At 70.9% G+C, this 16,897-nt stretch carries 15 protein-coding genes; 6 read left to right on the top strand and 9 right to left on the bottom strand.

The window, feature by feature from the left end:
* The 3 genes from AB0M02_RS16475 (at nt 1) to AB0M02_RS16485 (ending at nt 3,697) form a co-directional block, all read left to right on the top strand.
* Nucleotides 1-738, top strand: coding sequence for a hypothetical protein (locus AB0M02_RS16475; protein ID WP_364227219.1), 738 nt, complete (start codon nt 1-3; stop codon nt 736-738).
* 125 nt (nt 739-863) lie between these two features.
* Complete coding sequence (pknB, locus tag AB0M02_RS16480; RefSeq protein WP_364227222.1) at nt 864-2,843, top strand: Stk1 family PASTA domain-containing Ser/Thr kinase; 1,980 nt, start codon at nt 864-866, stop codon at nt 2,841-2,843.
* Complete coding sequence (locus tag AB0M02_RS16485) at nt 2,834-3,697, top strand: deoxyribonuclease IV (protein ID WP_364227224.1); 864 nt, start codon at nt 2,834-2,836, stop codon at nt 3,695-3,697. Before pknB ends, AB0M02_RS16485 begins: the two co-directional genes overlap by 10 nt.
* Here AB0M02_RS16485 and AB0M02_RS16490 read toward each other — a convergent pair.
* Nucleotides 3,671-4,498 carry a LysR family transcriptional regulator gene (locus AB0M02_RS16490; RefSeq protein WP_364227227.1) on the bottom strand — a complete coding sequence of 276 codons (828 nt, stop codon included), beginning with the start codon at nt 4,496-4,498 and terminating at the stop codon, nt 3,671-3,673. The two genes, AB0M02_RS16485 and AB0M02_RS16490, sit on opposite strands and share 27 nt — an antisense overlap.
* A gap of 72 nt (nt 4,499-4,570) precedes the next feature.
* Between AB0M02_RS16490 and AB0M02_RS16495 the strand changes: the two genes are divergently transcribed.
* Nucleotides 4,571-5,239 (top strand): hypothetical protein, encoded by a 669-nt coding sequence (locus AB0M02_RS16495; RefSeq protein WP_364227230.1) that lies wholly within the window; start codon nt 4,571-4,573, stop codon nt 5,237-5,239.
* Here AB0M02_RS16495 and AB0M02_RS16500 read toward each other — a convergent pair.
* The 5 genes from AB0M02_RS16500 to AB0M02_RS16520 all read right to left on the bottom strand — a co-directional run bounded on the left by AB0M02_RS16500 (nt 5,227) and on the right by AB0M02_RS16520 (nt 11,580).
* Entirely contained in the window at nt 5,227-6,108 is an 882-nt protein-coding gene (locus AB0M02_RS16500; RefSeq protein ID WP_364227233.1) for an IPT/TIG domain-containing protein, read from the bottom strand. The two genes, AB0M02_RS16495 and AB0M02_RS16500, sit on opposite strands and share 13 nt — an antisense overlap.
* 10 nt (nt 6,109-6,118) lie before the next feature.
* Entirely contained in the window at nt 6,119-7,585 is a 1,467-nt protein-coding gene (locus AB0M02_RS16505) for an IPT/TIG domain-containing protein (protein WP_364227236.1), read from the bottom strand.
* 43 nt (nt 7,586-7,628) lie between these two features.
* A complete protein-coding gene (locus AB0M02_RS16510) occupies nt 7,629-8,651 on the bottom strand; it encodes a threonine aldolase family protein (protein ID WP_364227239.1) in 1,023 nt (340 codons plus the stop codon).
* Nucleotides 8,644-10,050, bottom strand: coding sequence for a class II 3-deoxy-7-phosphoheptulonate synthase (locus AB0M02_RS16515; RefSeq protein WP_364227242.1), 1,407 nt, complete (start codon nt 10,048-10,050; stop codon nt 8,644-8,646). The genes AB0M02_RS16510 and AB0M02_RS16515 overlap by 8 nt, the downstream gene beginning before the upstream one ends.
* Before the next feature lie 63 nt (nt 10,051-10,113).
* Nucleotides 10,114-11,580 carry a glycosyl hydrolase family 18 protein gene (locus tag AB0M02_RS16520; RefSeq protein ID WP_364227245.1) on the bottom strand — a complete coding sequence of 489 codons (1,467 nt, stop codon included), beginning with the start codon at nt 11,578-11,580 and terminating at the stop codon, nt 10,114-10,116.
* A 171-nt stretch (nt 11,581-11,751) separates the two neighbouring features.
* Between AB0M02_RS16520 and AB0M02_RS16525 the strand changes: the two genes are divergently transcribed.
* Both AB0M02_RS16525 and AB0M02_RS16530 read left to right on the top strand, forming a co-directional pair.
* On the top strand, nt 11,752-12,225 hold the full coding sequence (locus tag AB0M02_RS16525) for a glutathione peroxidase (RefSeq protein WP_364227247.1): 474 nt from the start codon (nt 11,752-11,754) through the stop codon (nt 12,223-12,225).
* The gene (locus AB0M02_RS16530) at nt 12,222-12,887 is read left to right on the top strand and encodes a DUF429 domain-containing protein (protein ID WP_364227249.1); all 666 of its coding nucleotides are present in this window, start codon (nt 12,222-12,224) and stop codon (nt 12,885-12,887) included. Before AB0M02_RS16525 ends, AB0M02_RS16530 begins: the two co-directional genes overlap by 4 nt.
* 154 nt (nt 12,888-13,041) lie before the next feature.
* Here AB0M02_RS16530 and proC read toward each other — a convergent pair whose 3' ends face one another.
* From proC to AB0M02_RS16545, 3 genes are all read right to left on the bottom strand, one after another.
* Nucleotides 13,042-13,854, bottom strand: coding sequence for a pyrroline-5-carboxylate reductase (proC, locus tag AB0M02_RS16535; RefSeq protein WP_364227251.1), 813 nt, complete (start codon nt 13,852-13,854; stop codon nt 13,042-13,044).
* Nucleotides 13,855-14,018: 164 nt separating this feature from the next.
* Nucleotides 14,019-15,047: a 6-phosphofructokinase gene (locus AB0M02_RS16540; RefSeq protein WP_364227254.1), complete on the bottom strand. Its 1,029-nt coding sequence runs from the start codon at nt 15,045-15,047 to the stop codon at nt 14,019-14,021.
* A 340-nt stretch (nt 15,048-15,387) separates the two neighbouring features.
* The gene (locus AB0M02_RS16545; RefSeq protein WP_364227256.1) at nt 15,388-16,866 is read right to left on the bottom strand and encodes a DHA2 family efflux MFS transporter permease subunit; all 1,479 of its coding nucleotides are present in this window, start codon (nt 16,864-16,866) and stop codon (nt 15,388-15,390) included.
* Nucleotides 16,867-16,897 lie beyond the last annotated feature (31 nt).

Consider the following 16,897-nt stretch of genomic DNA (forward strand, 5'->3'; position numbering starts at 1 on the left):
ATGAGCCTGTGGCGGAGGGTGCACGGCGAGGTCGCCGGAGCGTGGCGCTCGGTCAGTTACGACCTGGGGCGCCGAAGCGCGGACGGCCCGGACGAGGGGCCGGATGTCACCTCGACGGGCATGGGCACGTTTCCGGGTTCGCTGGTGGAGATGCCGGCCGGGCCGGTGCGGACGGACGCCCGGCCGCCGCGGCGATTTGTCGCGGTCGTCACGTTCAGCATGCTGGCGGTTCTCGGGGCGAGCGGGTCCTACTTCGCCGCCACCAGCGTTTTCGCGGAGGAGCCGGCGGGTGGAGCGGCCGCAGCGCCGGTGAAGGCGGTGGCCGCGCCCGCGCCGGTGGCGGCCGACGGGGCGGAGCAGTCGGGCATGGGCGCGGGGCCGGGGAAGGTCGTGCGGCCCCGGACCACGCCGCCGTCCGCACCGCCGGCCGGGACGTCCGGGGCCGCGGCGACCACATCGGCGCGGACCGTCACCCGCCCGGGGAGCACCACGGCGCCGCCGCCGACCCGGAGTGCCGGCCCGGAGTGCCACTGCGCGACCCCGCCGGTGCCCACGCCGACGGCCGCGACGAGCAGCCCGTCGCCGAGCCGTACGGGAAGCCCCTCGCCGTCGGCGACGTCCGGGTCGCCATCCGCCGATCCGAGCGGCTCCGCTCAACCCGCGGAACCTAGCGAATCGGTCGAACCGGAACCGACCGGTGACCGCCCGCACCGCCGCCGGCACCGTGATTGGTCCTGAAAATCCGATTTGCGAAACCGGTTCCGGGGGAATCGACGCAGGTCACAAGCGTGCAGGTACCCGTTTGGACTCAGCTGTGACATCCTGACTTACCCCCACCGGAAAGACACATACACTTCACGCCGATGGACACCACAGTCGCCGATACGTTGATCGGCACAACGATTGACGGGCGCTACCGGATCACCGGTCGCGTCGCCCGTGGTGGCATGGCGACCGTCTACCGCGCCACCGACGAGCGGCTCGAGCGCACGGTCGCCCTCAAGATCATTCACCCGTCGCAGGCCACCAACGTCCACTTCGTGGACAGGTTCACCGACGAGGCGAAAACGATCGCCAGGCTGACTCATCCGAACGTCGTCGCCGTCTACGACCAGGGCCGCCATCAGGGCCTGCCCTACCTGGTGATGGAGTTCGTGCAGGGGCGCACGCTGCGCGACCTGCTCAGCCAGCGCCACAAGCTGAGCCCGGCCGAGGCCCTCGCCATCCTGGAGCAGATGCTCGCGGCCATCGCCGCCGCGCACCGCGCCGGGCTGGTGCACCGCGACGTCAAGCCGGAGAACGTGCTGGTCGCCGAGGCGCCCAGCGGCGGCACCGCCGACCTGGTCGACGCGGTGGTCAAGGTGGCCGACTTCGGTCTGGCCCGGGCCATCGAGGCGAGCACCGTCGACGAGTCCGGCCAGCTCATGGCGACGGTGGCCTATGTGGCTCCTGAGCTCGTCCAGACCGGGCACGCCGACGCGCGCACCGACGTCTACTCGGCCGGCATCGTGCTCTTCGAGATGCTCACCGGCCGGGTGCCCTACGACGGCGACGAGCCGGTCGAGGTGGCCTGGCAGCACGTCGACAACGACGTGCCCGCGCCGTCGACCGTGACACCGGGCCTGCCCGGCGTGCTGGACCGGCTGGTCGCGCGGGCCACTCGCCGCGACCCCGGAGCACGGCCCACCGACGCCGGCCAGCTCCTCAGCGAGGTGCAGGCGGTCCGTGAGGGGATCGGCGCCACCCACGTGGAGACCGCGCTGCTGCGCCAGGTCCCGGGCCGCCCGGCGGACGCCACCAGCATCGTGCCCGCGGTTCCCTCCGCCGACGCCACCGCGATGGTGCCGCCGGTGCCGGCCGCCGGGACATATCAAGCCTCACACCGCCCGTCCTGGGCCCGGCTGCCCGAGCAGGGCGCAGCACCCCGTCCTGGGGCGTACGGGCGGGCCGCCGGACCGGCCGGTTTCTTCGACGACCGGCGCAAGGTCGTGCTCACCTCGCTGTTCGCCGTGATGGCGGTGGTCATCCTGGGCAGCATCTGGTGGGTGACCTCGGGTCGCTACACGGAGACGCCCCAGCTGACCAGCCTGACCCAGGCGGAGGCCTCCGCGCTCGCCACGGACCGGGGCTTCAAGCTCGTGGTCGGCGACGGGGTCTACAACGACGCGGTGCCCAAGGACGCCGTGGTCAACCAGAACCCGGCGGCGAATTCGAAGATCGTCAAGGGCGACACCATCACGGTGAACCTGTCGCTCGGCCCCGAGGTCCACCCGGTGCCGGACGTCGTCGGCGTCGAGCTGTCCCAGGCCAAGGCCGACCTGGAGGGCCTCAAGCTCAAGGTCAAGGAAGGCAAGGCGCAGTACAGCGACACCGCGCCCGAGGGCGTGGTCGTCGCCACCGACCCGAAGGCGGGCGAGCAGCTCAAGCCGGGTGACACGGTCACCGTCGTGCTCAGCAAGGGCCGGGCGCCGATCACCGTGCCGAACCTGGTCGGGCAGAACATCAACAACGCCCGGGGCGAGCTGCAGAGGCTCGGCCTGACCGCGCTCGAGCGGCCCAAGGAGAGCGACCAGCCGGCCGACACCATCCTGGCCCAGTCGCTGAAGCCGGGCACCGGTGTGGACCGCGGCACCGAGATCACCTTCGACGTGAGCAAGGGCCCGCCGCAGGTGCCCGTGCCGGACCTGACCAACCAGCCCTGCCAGCAGGCGGCGCAGACGCTGCAGGGCCTGGGCCTGCGTGCCCGGCTGGACATCAACCCGAACGCGTTCGTCCGCGCACAGAACCCGGGGCCGAACACGCCGGTGCCGCCGGACACCGAGGTCATCCTGACGTGCATCTAGACCGGCGGATCGGTTCACACACGAAGACGTCGGGAGGGCTGGCCAAGGCCGCCCTGCCGTACGTGGACGCGGCGGGCTCGGAGACCCTCCAGGTGTACGTCTCCAACTCCCGTGGCTGGGCGCTGCCACCGGGCGACCCGAAGCAGGACACGCTGTTCCGGGACGGGTGCGGCGAGCGCGGCGTTCCGGCGTACATCCACGCGTCGCTGCTGGTGAACCTCGGTTCGCCCACCGAGCTGACCGTGGAGCGCTCGATCGCGACGCTGGCGCACGCCCTGGACCGGGGACAGGCGATCGGCGCGACGGCCGTCGTCTTCCACGCCGGCAGCTCGGTCGACGAGGCGCACGCCGAGAAGGCCATGCACCAGCTGCACGAGTCGCTGCTGCCGCTGCTGGACCGGGCCGCCGCCGAGGGCATGCCGAGGCTGCTGGTCGAGCCGAGCGCAGGCGGTGGCCGCAGCCTGGCGTCGAAGGTGCAGGACCTCTCGGCCTATCTCGCGGCGGTGGAGAACCACCCGTGGCTGGGCGTCTGCTTCGACACCTGTCACGCCTGGGCGGCCGGGCACGACCTGTCCACGCCGGCCGGCATGACCGGGACCCTGGACGCGCTGGTCGCCGCCGCCGGACCGGGCCGGCTCCAGCTGATCCACGCGAACGACTCGAAGGACGAGTGCGGGTCGACGCGGGACCGGCACGAGACGATCGGCAAGGGCCGGATCGGTGTGGAGCCGTTCGGCGCGCTGTTCACCCACCCGGCGACGGCCGGGGTGCCGGTCATCGTGGAGACGCCGACGGTGGAGCACGAGGGACACGCCGCGGACATCGCGCTACTGAAGGGCCTGCGGACTCAGTGAGGCCTCGCTGCCCGGCGCGTGCAGCAGTTCGACCCGGTGCACCAGCCGGGGTGCCGTGATCGGTATCCCGGCCAGGCCGGGCCGCCCGGCGACCAGGGCCGCGGGCAGGACGAGCAGTCCGTGCCCGGCGGCGATCAGGCCGGTGAGGATCGTGACGTCGGCACCCTCGTACCGCAGCCCGGCCCGCGGGCCGTCGACGGGGAGCCGGGAGAACGGCGCGATCGAGGGCGCGTCGATCCAGTAGCTGTCGGCCAGGTCCGCGAGGTTCACGCCGGTCCGGCCGGCGAGCGGGTGCCCGGCGGCCACCGCCACCACGGCCGGGTTCTCGGAGACACCCACGGCGGTCCGCTCGGGCAGCCGGATCGGGTCGCTGGGCGCGGTGAAGCCGTCGATGAGTCCGGCGTCGAGTTCGCCGGTGGACACCGCGGTGACGATCCGGTCGCGGTCGGCGGCCACGACCCGCGCCTCCCGAACCCTGGTGATCGCCGTGACGACCGCCGGTGACCAGGCAAGCGGGGTCAGGCCGAGCCGGAGGCGCCCGGGCGGGGCGAGAGCGCGGGTGACGTCGGCGCGGGCCGCCTCGACGCGGATCAGGATCAGGGTGGCGTGCCGGTGCAGGCGCTCGCCCGCGGGTGTCAGGGTCACCGGGCGGCGGGTCAGCAGCGCGGTGCCGAGGTCGGCCTCGAGGGCGGCGATCTGCTGGGAGACGGCGGACTGCGTGTAGGCCAGGCGCTGCGCGGCCGCCGAGAACGAGCCGGTCTCGGCGACGGCGACGAAGGTGCGCAGCAGGTGCGGATCCACATCAGCAATGCTAATGACAACGTCAGAACTGATCGTTGGACGTGATGTCGTGCCGCGGCCGACGATGGGGGCATGATTTCGATTGCCCTGGTGGGAGACCGATCGCCGTCCGTGCGGGCGCACACCCGCATCCCGGGACTGCTCGACGCACTTCGTGAAGACATCGACATAGACGTCTATTGGATACCGACCCACGAAATAGGCGACTTATCGAATTTCGACGGTATCTGGCTCGTGCCCGGAAGCCCGTACCGTAGTCCCGAAGGCGCCATCGCCGCAGCCCGCACCGCCCGCGTCGAGGGCATCCCGTTCCTCGGCACCTGCGGCGGCTTCCAGCATGCCCTCTGGGAGTTCGCCCGCAACGTCTGCGATTTTCCGGCCGCGCGGCACGCGGAGTACGGCCCCGCCGGCGATGACGAGCTCATCGTCGAGCTCGCCTGCTCCCTGGCCGGCCACGAGGCCCCCATCAACCTGACCCCGGGCTCGCTGATCGAGCGCCTGATCGGCGCGGGACGCACCGTCGAGCGTTACCACTGCGCCTACGGCGTCGCTCCCGAACACCTCGGGCTGCTGGAGAAGCACGGCCTCCGGTTCACCGGGCACGACGACGAGGGCGCGGTGCGGGTGGCCGAACTACCCGGCCACCCGTTCCATCTGACCACGCTCTTCCAGCCCGAACTCAGCGGCGACACACCGCACCCGGTGATCCGCGGATTCGTGCGCGCCGCTCAGTCCGTGTAGTTGAACGTCGCGGCGGTGGTGAACCGGCTCGGCGTGCCCGCGGCCGAGGTGAAGGCCACCCAGACCGGGCCGGCCTCGGTCGCCGGCGGCACCACACAGGCGAACGTGGTGGCCATCCCGGTGCCCTTCGCCTCGCAGTCGGCCGGCACGCCGCCGAACGTGAAGCCCGTCGCACCGGCGATGTTCGCCCCGGCCACCTTCACCGTGACCGTCTTACCGCCGACGACCGTGTCCTCCTTCGCCGACAGGCTGGACACGACCGGCGCCAGATCCACCGTGGCCGGTGCACCGGGAACCGTGTCGTGCTCCACGGTGATCTGAGCCTCCTCGGCCGCCAGCCCCGGCATGGTGACCGTCAGGTGGGTGGAGTCGACGTACGCCGACTTCAGCACGGAGCGGCCCATCTTCACGGTGATCCGCTCGGCGGCGTAGTCCCGGGCGGTGGCGCCGATCGTCCCGCCGGTGATCTCCAGGGTCAGCGGGCCGCCCAGGGCCTTGACCACCAGGCCGCCGGAGGCGGCGATGCCGAGCGGCGTGCGATAGATGACGTTGCGCGCTCCGCTGGTGCCGGCGGACGAGGTCACGGCCACCGCGGCGTTGCCGTTGGAGCCGGCCGGCGCGACGGCGGTGATCTTGGTGGCGGACACGACGGTGACCTCTGTCGCGTCGCTACCGCCGATCTTGACCGCGGTGACACCGGTGAAGTTCGAGCCGGTGATGGTCACCGGCGTGCCACCGGCCGCGCTGAGCCTCGCGGGAGAGATGCTCGCCACCGCGGGGACGGCCGGTGCCGCGGACGCGCCGACAGCGACGAGGGTGACACCGGCCGTCACGACGGCGGCGCAGGCGGTCGCCAGGGACTTCTTCACGGTCGGCCTCTCAGTCGAGATCGGTGTAGTTGAACGTGGCGGGCACCGTGAAACGGCTGGCGATGCCGCTGCCCGAGGTGAAGCTGACCCCGACCGGCCCGGCCTGCGAGGCGGGCGGGACGGTGCAGACGAACACCGACGCCGATCCGGTGCAGGTGGCCGCGTTCGCGCCGAACTTGAAGTCGGTCGCCGTCGCGGCTCCCGGGCCGGCCACCCGTACGGTCACCCGCTTGCCGCCCGCGAGCGGGCCGCTGGTCGCGGAGAGGCTGACCACCGCGGGCGCCACCGTGATCGTGGCCGGCGGCCCGGCGATGGTGTCGTGCACGACCTGAAGCGTCGCCTCCTCACCGGCCAGCATCGGCAGGGTCACCCGCAGCCGGGTCGGGTCGAGATACGTGGCCGGCAGCGACCGCCCGCCCGACTTCACCACGATTCCCTCGGCGGTGAACGCCTTCGCGTCGGCACCGAGCACGCCGCCGCTGACGGTCATGACGACCGGGCCGCCGCCCGCCTTGAGGACCCAGTCACCGGCGGTGTCGATCGACAGCGGCGTCCGGTACGCGATCCGCGCACCCGCCGAGGCGAGACTGTCGCCGACGCGTACCGCCGCCCAGCCGTTCGTGCCGGCCGGCACCTGAGCCTCGATCACCGTCGGGGACACGACCCGGAACGACTCCGCCGGAACGTCCGCGAACGTCACCAGGGACGTGTCGGAGTCGTCCAGGCCGAGGAAGCCCGAACCGGTGATCCGCACCGTCGCGCCGCCCTCGGTGCTCACCTTGGCCGGGCTGACCGAGGTGACCGCCGCGACGTAGTCGACGGTGGAGACGGACTCGGGCCCGGCGAACCCGTCGTGGACGAGCCGCAGGACGGCCGATCCGATCTTCGTCGCGGGCGGGACGACGACCCGCACGTGACTCGCGTCCATGTAGGCGACCTGCGCGTTCACCCCGCCCACGGTCGCGGTGATCTTCAGGGTCTTGAACTGCGCCGCGGTCGCGCCCACCGTTCCACCGGTCACCGTGACCGGGATCCCGGTGCCGCCGCTGGTGCCGGCGGTGACGGTGTCGAAATCGGCGCTCAGCGACATCCGGTAGCCGAACTTGCCGGTCACGACGCCGCCGCCGGTGGTGACCGTGAGCGTGACGGCACCGATCGTGCCGGGCGGCGCCACCGCGATCACCCGGGTGTCGCTCATCACCACGATCCGGGCCGCCGGCTGGTCGCCGAACGTGACCGCCGAGGTGGTCTTGAGGCCGGTGCCCGCGATCGAGACGACCGTGCCGCCCTCGACGTCCGCGAGAGCGGGCGTGAGGCCCGAAATCTTGGGCACCGCGGCCGCCGAGACAGCCGGGGCCGAGGGGACGGCCGCGGCCATCGGGGCGGAGAGGGCAGCGGTCTGTGGAAGGACGGCTACCACGACGGCAGCGGTGGCTGCCAGCGCGGTGGCCCTGCGGGCGCGGAATGAGTTCGTCATGGCGAGACCCAATATCGGCGGGTCCCGCCACGCCCCTGAGGTTTTATTTGGAGAGCAACTCGCTCAGTACCGTGATCGCGTGATCGGCGGCCGCGTCGTCCAGGTCGAGGTGGGTGACCAGGCGCGCCGTCCGGGGCAGCATGGCCGCGATCAGCACGTCCCGGCGGGCCGCCTCGGTCGCCAGCGTCGGCGCGTCCAGCGCGGACTTGGACAGGTCCAGCGGCACCAGGTTGGTGCGCACCCGGGCCGGGTCAACCACGCCGAAGGCCGCGAGTTCCGAGGCGATCCGGTGCGCCCGCTCGTGGTCCTCGGCGAGCCGGTCGATGTGGTTGTCGAGCGCGTACCGGCCGGCGGCGGCGAGAATGCCGGCCTGCCGCATGCCGCCGCCCATCCGCTTGCGGACCACGCGAGCCCGCGCGATCCGTTCCCGGTTGCCGATCACGAGGGAGCCGACCGGCGCGCCGAGCCCCTTGGAGAGGCAGACCGAGAGGGTGTCGAACAGAGCGCCGTACTCGGTCAGAGGCACACCGTCGGCGACGTGCGCGTGCCAGATCCGGGCGCCGTCGCAGTGCAGGGCGAGGTGGTGGGCGTCGGCGACCGCGCGCAGGTCACGCAGCACCGACAGCGGCACCACTCCCCCGCCGCCGAGGTTGTGGGTCTGCTCGACGGCGATCGCCGCGGTCGGCACCGACGGGTATCCGGCCGGCCGGATCATCCCGGCGATCCGGTCCACGTCCAGGGCCGCGCCGTCCGACGGCCAGGTCCGCGTGGAGATGCCGCCGAGCGCGGCGGCCGCGCCCACCTCGTACGTCACGACGTGCGCGTCGGCGCCCGCGAGCAACTCGCCACCGGGCGGGACGAGCAGCTGCAGGGCGATCTGGTTGGCCATCGTGCCGGAGGGGGCGAACAGCGCCGCCTCGTGCCCGAAGAGCGCCGCGACGTGGTTCTCCAGCGCGTTGATCGTCGGGTCGTCGCCGAAGACGTCGTCGCCGACCGCGGCGGTGGCCATCGCCTCCCGCATCGCGCGGGTGGGGCGGGTCACGGTGTCGGAGCGCAGGTCAGCCACGAAGCATCTCCGCAACCAGGAAGGCCAGCTCCAGCGACTGCTGGGTGTTCAGGCGCGGGTCGCAGGCGGTCTCGTAGCGGTCCGGCAGGTCGAGGTCCTCGATGCCCTGCGCGCCGCCGAGGCACTCGGTGACGTCCTCACCGGTCAGCTCGATGTGGATGCCGCCCGGGTGGGTGCCGAGGCCGCGGTGCACCTCGAAGTAGCCGAGCACCTCGTCGACGACCCGGTCGAAATGCCGGGTCTTGTAGCCGTTCGAGGACTCGTGGGTGTTGCCGTGCATCGGGTCGCACTGCCAGACGACCTTGGCGCCGGCCGCGGTCACCTTCTCCACGATCGGCGGGAGTGTGTCGCGTACCTTCCCGTTGCCCATCCGGCTGATCAGCGTGAGCCGGCCCGGGATGTTGTGCGGGTTGAGCTTCTCGCACAGCTCGATGGCGGTCTCCGGCGACGTGCCGGGGCCGAGCTTCACACCGATCGGGTTGGCGAGACGGCTGATGAAGTCGATGTGCGCGTGGTCGAGCTGACGGGTCCGCTCGCCGATCCAGAGGAAGTGGCCGGACAACCCGTACGCCCGGCCGTCCGACACCCGGGTCAGCGCCCGGTCGTACTCCAGTGCCAGCGCCTCGTGCGAGCAGTACAGCGAGACGGTCCGCAGCGCCTCGCTGTCGGTCATGCCGCAGGCCCGGATGAAGTCGAGGGCGCGGTCGATCTCGCGCGCGATCGCCTCGTAGCGCTCGCCGGCCGGTGAGGCGCGGACGAAGTCCTTGTTCCAGTCGTGCAGGCCGTGCAGGTCGGCGAGACCACCCGAAAGGTACGCCCGGAGCATGTTCATGGCGGCGGCCGAGTTCGCGTACGCCCGGATCATGCGCTGCGGGTCGGCGACCCGGGCCGCCTCGTTCGCGTCGAGCGAGTTGATCAGGTCGCCCCGGTACGCCGGGAGCCCCAGCGAGTCGGTCATCGACGAGCGCGGCTTGGTGTACTGACCCGCCACCCGGGCCACCTTCACCACCGGCATCGACGCCCCGTACGTCAGCACGACCGCCATCTGCAGCAGCGTGCGCGCGTTGGCGAGCAGGTGGCTCTCGGTGTTGTCGGCGAACGTCTCCGCGCAGTCGCCGCCCTGCAGCAGGAACGCCCGTCCCTCACACACCTCTGCGAGGCGGGACCGCAGCTGGTCCACCTCGTAGGGCGCGACGATCGACGGGACGTTGTCGAGGACCTTGCAGACCTCGGCGACCTCGCCCATGTCCGGCCAGGGCGGCATCTGCACCCGCGGCAGGGTCCGCCAGTGGTCGAGGCCGAGAGCCTCGTCCTCGGCGGAGTCGGTGGACGGGCGGGAGGTCTGCAGGGCGGGGTTGCCCACTCCCGGGTGACTGAGCTGATGCCACTCTCGGCGCATGGTTTCCAAGCCTACGGAAGAGGGGCACCGGCCACGCGGCCGGTGCCCCCATCTCACTGAGTATCAGCCGACGTTGTTCTTGATGGCGGTGATCAGCTCACCGTTGGTGGTGTCACCGGAGAGCTCCCAGAAGAACGCACCGCCGAGACCCTGGTTCTTCGCGTAGGTCATCTTGCCGGCGATGGTCGACGGGGTGTCGTAGCCCCACCAGTTGTTGCCGCAGAAGGCGTACGCCGTGCCGCCGACAGTGCCGGTGGCCGGGCACTTGGTCTTGAGAACCTTGTAGTCCTCGATGCCCGCCTCGTAGGTACCGGCAGCGGCGCCGGTGGCCGAACCACCCGGCGCGGCCTGGGTGACGCCGGTCCAGCCGCGACCGTAGAAGCCGATGCCCAGCAGGATCTTGCTGGCCGGAACACCCTTGCTCTTGAGCTTCTGCACGGCGGCGTCGGAGTTGAAGCCGGCCTGCGGGATGCCCGAGTACGAGGTCAGCGGCGAGTGCGGAGCGGTCGGGCCCTGAGCGTTGAACGCGCCGAAGTAGTCGTAGGTCATCGGGAAGACCTTGTCGAGCTTCGCGATGCCCGCGGCGTAGTCGGCCACGTCGAGCTTGCCGCCGTTGCTGCCGTCCGCCGAGATGGCGGAGGTGATCAGGTTGCTGGAGCCGAACTTGTTGCGCAGCGCGGTGATCACGTTGGCGTACGAGTTCGGGCCGCTGGCGTCGCAGGAGAGACCACAGGCGTTCGGGTACTCCCAGTCGATGTCGATGCCGTCGAACACGTCCGCCCAGCGGGAGTCCTCGACCAGGTTGTAGCAGGAGTCGGCGAACGCGGTCGGGTTCGCGGCGGCCTGGGTGAAGCCGCCGGACCAGGTCCAGCCACCGACCGAGTAGATCACCTTGATGTGCGGGTACTTCTTCTTCAGCTTGCGGAGCTGGTTGAACGAACCGCGCAGCGGCTGGTCCCAGGTGTCCGCGACGCCGTCGACGCTCTCCGCGGCGGTGTACGCCTTCTCGTAGTCGGCGTACGAGTCACCGATCGTGCAGCGGCCGCCGGTGGTGTTGGCGAACGCGTACAGGATGTGGGTGAGCTTCGAGGCCGAGCCCGACGTGTCGATGTTCTTCACGTGGTAACCGCGGCCGTAGACGCCCCACTCGGCGAAGTAGCCGACGACCCACTTGCTGCCCGTGGGCGGGTTGGTCGTGGGCGACGTGGTCGGCGGAGTGGTGGGGGTGGTCGTCGGCGGAGTCGTCGTGGGAGCGGTGGTGGGCGGCGTCGTGGTACCACCACACACGCCGTTGTCGATCCAGACAGCCCACTGGGTGCTGTTCGTCGCCGGCGACTCGTTCTGCGTCCACCACTTGGCGGTGTAGTTATGGCCGTTCTGCGAGGCGACGTTGTCCTTCACATAGACGGCGGTGGAGCTCCATGCGGGGGCACAGGCGGCGGCTGCCGAGGCTGACATGGCCGGGACGGCGATACCACCGGCGACCATGACTGCGCCGACGAAGATCGCCCGGCGGGCGGATTTGTGCACGGGGATGTCTCCTCAACAGTTAGGAAACTTTCCAGAGAGAGGGTTGAAGAGACCGTAGTCACATCGATTAACAACAGTCAAGCCAGGTGAACAGCTTTAAGGTCTGTTTAACATCGCGGAGCGCGACGCGACGGCGTGCATTCGGATGGGCACAGCGCGTAGTCTTCCGTCATGACCATCTTCGACGTCGACATTGACGCCCTCACCGGTGGCCCGACCGAATTGGACCGTTACCGCGGCTCGGTCGTCCTCGTGGTCAATGTGGCCTCACTCTGCGGACTGACCCCGCAGTACGCCGGACTCCAGACCCTCTATGAAACCTATCGCGACCGGGGCCTCGTCCTCGTCGGTGTGCCCTGTGACCAGTTCGGCGGCCAGGAGCCGGGAACGGCCGAGGAGATCGCCGACTTCTGCCGTACGAACTACGGAGTGACCTTCCCGGTGACCGAGAAGGTCGAGGTGAACGGACCCGGGCGCCACCCGCTCTACCGTGAGCTGGTCGGCGACGGCGACGACATCCAGTGGAATTTCGAGAAGTTCGTCGTGGCCCCCGACGGCACCGTCGCCGCCCGGTTCGGCCCCGGCACCCAGCCAGATGACGCGGAGTTGATCGCCACAATCGAGAAGCACCTTCCCGAGCGATGACCGTAACCGTCATCGGCGTCGACGCTTACGCGCTCGGCTGGGTCGGTGTCGAGCTGCGGGACGGCGTCTTCGGCCGGGCCGTGCTCGCCGCCACGCTCTACGAGATCGTCGCCGGCAGCTCGGGAGCCGCGGTGATCGGCGTCGACATCCCCCTGGGCATGCTCCCGGACCGCTGGCGCGCCGCCGACACCCTCGCCGCCGACCAGCTCGGCCCGCGCCGCAGCAGTGTGTTCCGGGTGCCGCCGCGCGCGGTCTGGGACGAGCAGGACTTCGCCTCGGCCAACCGGCTGTGCCGCGAGCTGACCGGCGCGGGCCTCAGCCGCCAGTCCTGGGCACTGCGCGCCAAGCTGCTGGAGGCGAACGCCATCTGGGAGCGACACCCGCGCCTGCTCTTCGAGGCTCACCCCGAGGTGTCGTTCCGGGCCATGGCGGGCGAGCCCCTTCCGTACGCCAAAAAGACCTGGAGCGGGCAGGCACAGCGACGGGAGCTCCTGGCGAAACACGGCATCGTGCTGCCTGATCGTCTGGGCCCCGCGGGCCAGGCGCCGCCGGACGACATCCTGGACGCCGCGGCAGTGGCCTGGACCGCCCATCGGGTCGCGACAGGCTCTGCGCAAAGTCATCCAAACCCTCCGGAAGAGGGCATTGCGATTTGGTATTAAAACCCTTTAAAGGTACGCGACTCGTGCTCTGCCGCACCTAGACCCGCGACCACCTGCCACCCGAGGCCGCAGCGCGGCCGCCGGGACACGGGGAGTGGTCGCGCGGTCCGGCAGTCACCTCGCCCGGCCCGCGATCACCTCGCCCGGTCCGCGATCACCTCGCCTGGTCGGCGATTTCCCGGGCCCGGTCGCGGGCGGCCTCCAGGGCCGACAGCAGTGCCGCCCGGACGCCGTGCTTCTCCAGCTCGCGGATCGCCGAGATGGTCGTGCCGGCCGGCGACGTGACCGCCTCGCGCAGCTTCACCGGGTGCTCCCCCGAGTCGCGCAGCATCACTGCCGACCCGATCGCCGTCTGCACGATCAGCTCGTGCGCCACCTGCCGCGGCAGGCCGAGCAGGATGCCCGCGTCGACCATCGCCTCGACGAGCAGATAGAAGTAGGCCGGACCGGAACCGGACAGCGCGGTCACCGCGTCCTGCTGTGACTCCGGCACCCGCAGCGTCACGCCCAGCGGCTGGAACATCTCCTCGGCGATCGCCAGATGCTCGCCGTTCGCGTGCGGGCCCGCCGAGATCGCGGTCATCGCCTGGTCCACCAGCGCGGGCGTGTTCGTCATGACCCGCACGACCGGCGTGCCCTCGGGCAGGCGGGCGGCGAAGAAGCTGGTCGGCAGCCCCGCGCAGAGCGAGACCACGAGCTTGCCCTCGGGCACCTTGCTGCCGATCTGCTCCAGCAGCGCGGCGGCATCCTGCGGCTTCACCGCGATCGCCAGGATGTCGGCCCGGCTCACCGCCTCGGCGTTGTCGACGACCGTCACGCCGTACTTCTCGGCCAGCTCCTCGCCGCGCGCGCCGCGCCGGACCGTGACCAGCAGGCGCGACGCCGGCCAGCCGGACCGCAGCAGGCCGGAGAGGACGAGTTCACCGATCTTGCCGGCACCGATGACCGCGACGGTGTGCTTGGGCAACGCTGTCCCTTTCCTGAGTTCCCGGGCGCATCCACGCCGGGCCTCCACCCGGCCCGCGCATCCACGCCGGGTTTCCGCCCGGCCCGCGCATCCACGCCGGGTTTCCGCCCGGCCCGCGCAGCCGACGAGAAAGGGCCGGGGAAATCCCCGGCCCTTTCGACGAATCAGTTGCCGAAGAAGACCTCGGCCTCTTCGTAACGCTCGATCGGAACGGTCTTCAGCTCGCCGGTGCCCTCGATGAGCGGGACGCGGACGATGTCGGTGCCGCGCAGCGCCATCATCTTGCCGAAGTCGCCCTCGTGCACGGCGTCGATCGCCTGCAGGCCGAAGCGGGTGGAGAGCACGCGGTCGAACGCGGTCGGCGTGCCACCGCGCTGGATGTGACCGAGGACGACCGTGCGGGCCTCCTTGCCGGTCTTCTCCTCCAGCTGCTCGGCGAGCCACTGGCCGATGCCGCCGAGGCGGACGTGGCCGAAGCTGTCCAGCTCCTGGTTGTGCAGGACCATCTGGCCGTCGAGCGGCTGGGCGCCCTCGGCGACGACGACGATCGGCGCGTACTCCACCTGGAAGCGCTTCGTCACGTACGTCGCGACCTGCTCGACGTCGAACTTGCGCTCCGGCAGCAGGATGACGTTGGCGCCACCGGCGAGCCCGGCGTGCAGCGCGATCCAGCCGGCGTGCCGGCCCATGACCTCGACGACCAGGGTGCGGTGGTGCGACTCGGCGGTGGTGTGCAGCCGGTCGATGGCCTCCATCGCGATGTTGACCGCGGTGTCGAAGCCGAACGTGAAGTCGGTGGCGTTGAGGTCGTTGTCGATCGTCTTCGGGACGCCGACCACGTTCACGCCGAGGTCGTTCAGCTTGGTGGCGACACCCAGGGTGTCCTCGCCACCGATCGCGACGAGCGCGTCCACGCCCTGCTCAGCGAGGTTGGCCTTGATCCGCTCGACACCGTTCTCAATCTTGAACGGGTTGGTCCGGGACGAGCCCAGGATCGTGCCACCACGAGGCAGGATCCCGCGGACCTCCGCGATGCCCAGCGGCTTGGTCAGACCCTCGAGCGGGCCCTTCCAGCCGTCCCGGAATCCGACGAACTCGTGCCCGTACGCCGTGACGCCCTTACGCACCACGGCACGGATGACAGCGTTGAGACCGGGGCAGTCGCCGCCGCCGGTGAGCACGCCGATACGCATTTTGGTTCCCCCTGGATCGGGTAGCGAGATGCGGTTAGCCCGTGCGAGCCCCCGGGGGACGAAAACTAGCGGCAGCGTTGCCGGGCCCGGGGCGGGCCGCAACCGAACTGTAGTCGCCACCCCGGACCCACTCGACGCCACCCCGCAATTCCCCTCCACCCAGCGTGTGGAGTTCGGGTCGCTATGACGGCCGAACTCCACACACCGGGGCTGGCACCGCAAGGCGTGTGGAGTTCGGGTCGCTATGAGGGCCGAACTCCACACGCCGGGGCTGGCACCGCAAGGCGTGTGGAGTTCGGGTCGCTATGACGGCCGAACTCCACACACCTGGGCGGGGTGTTCAGTGGGCCATCGCGGGCGGAGCGTCCGGATCGGTGTCCAGCGGACCGGTGCGGAACAGGACCGCCGCGACCAGAGCGGCCAGCACGAAGAAGCCCGCCGACCACCAGAAGACCGTGTGGTACCCGGCCAGCTGAGCCTCCAGGGCGAGCTGCGCCGACGGCGTGTGACTGGTCGCGTAGTCCTCGACCCGGGAGGCGAAGAAGGAGCTCAGCAGCGCGGTGCCGATCGAGCCGCCGATCTGCTGGACCGTGTTGATCATCGCGGAGGCGACGCCGGCGTCACGGTGCTCGACGCCCGAGGTGGCGGCGTTCTGGGTGGGCGCGAAGACCAGGCCGAGACCGAGGCCAATGATGATCAGGCCGGGCAGGACGCTTCCCGCGTACGTCGAGTCCAGGTCCAGCCGGGTCAGGAACAGCATGCCGCCGGCGGCCACCAGAGCGCCGACCGGAACCAGCGGGCGCGGGCCGACGCGCGGTGCCAGCATCGAGCCGGCCGTCGTCGCGGTGAGCATGACCGAGCCGAGCATCGGGAGGAACGCAAGACCGGTTTTGATCGGCGTGAAGTGCAGCACGACGGTCAGGTAGTAGGTGAGGAAGAGGAAGATGCCGAACATGCCGGCGCCGGCGATCGCGATCGACGCGTACGAGCCACCGCGGTTGCGGTCGAGGACGACGCGCATCGGCAGCAGCGGGTGGGCGACGCGGCGCTCGATGGAGACGAAGAGGGCGAGCAGGATCAGACCGGCCACGATCGGGCCGAGCGTCATCCGGTCGGTCCAGCCGTCGGTCTCGGCGTTGGCGAGGCCGTACACGAGGGCGACCAGGCCGGAGACCGCGGTGAGCGTACCCGGAATGTCGATCTTGCCGTCGGCGCGGACCGGCTCGTCACGGAGCTTGACCATGGCGCCGGCCACCGCGATCGCGGCGATCACCAGGTTGACGTAGAGGCACCAGCGCCAGGAGACGTACTCGGTGAGGACGCCGCCGAGCAGCAGGCCCATGCCGCCGCCCGCGCCGGAGATCGCGCCGAAGATGCCGAACGCCTTGCCGCGCTCGGCGGGCTGGGTGAACGTCGTGGAGAGCAGCGAGAGCGCGGCCGGGGCCAGCGCCGCGCCGAACGCGCCCTGCAGCGCGCGGGCGAAGATCAGCACCTCGAGGTTCTGCGCCGCGCCGCCGAGCGCGGAGGCGAGGGCGAAGCCGACGAGGCCGATGAGGAACATCCGCTTGCGGCCGAAGAAGTCGGAGAGGCGGCCGCCGAGCAGCAGCAGGCTGCCGAAGGCCAGCGCGTACCCGGTGACCACCCACTGCCGGCCGGCGTCGTCGAAGCCCAGGTCGGCCTGTGCGGTGGGCAGCGCGATGTTCACGATCGTGGCGTCCAGCACCACCATGAGCTGCGCCAGCGCGAGGACGACGAGCGCCCACCAGCGCCCGGTGTCCTTATCCGCCGCGAGTTGCGGTCGATCAGAAAGCGTGGTCATGCGTGCGTCCCCCGGAGTAGCTAAGTTGAGA

The sequence above is a fragment of the Actinoplanes sp. NPDC051861 genome (genome assembly GCF_040681145.1).
In the GTDB taxonomy this organism is placed as follows: domain Bacteria; phylum Actinomycetota; class Actinomycetes; order Mycobacteriales; family Micromonosporaceae; genus Actinoplanes.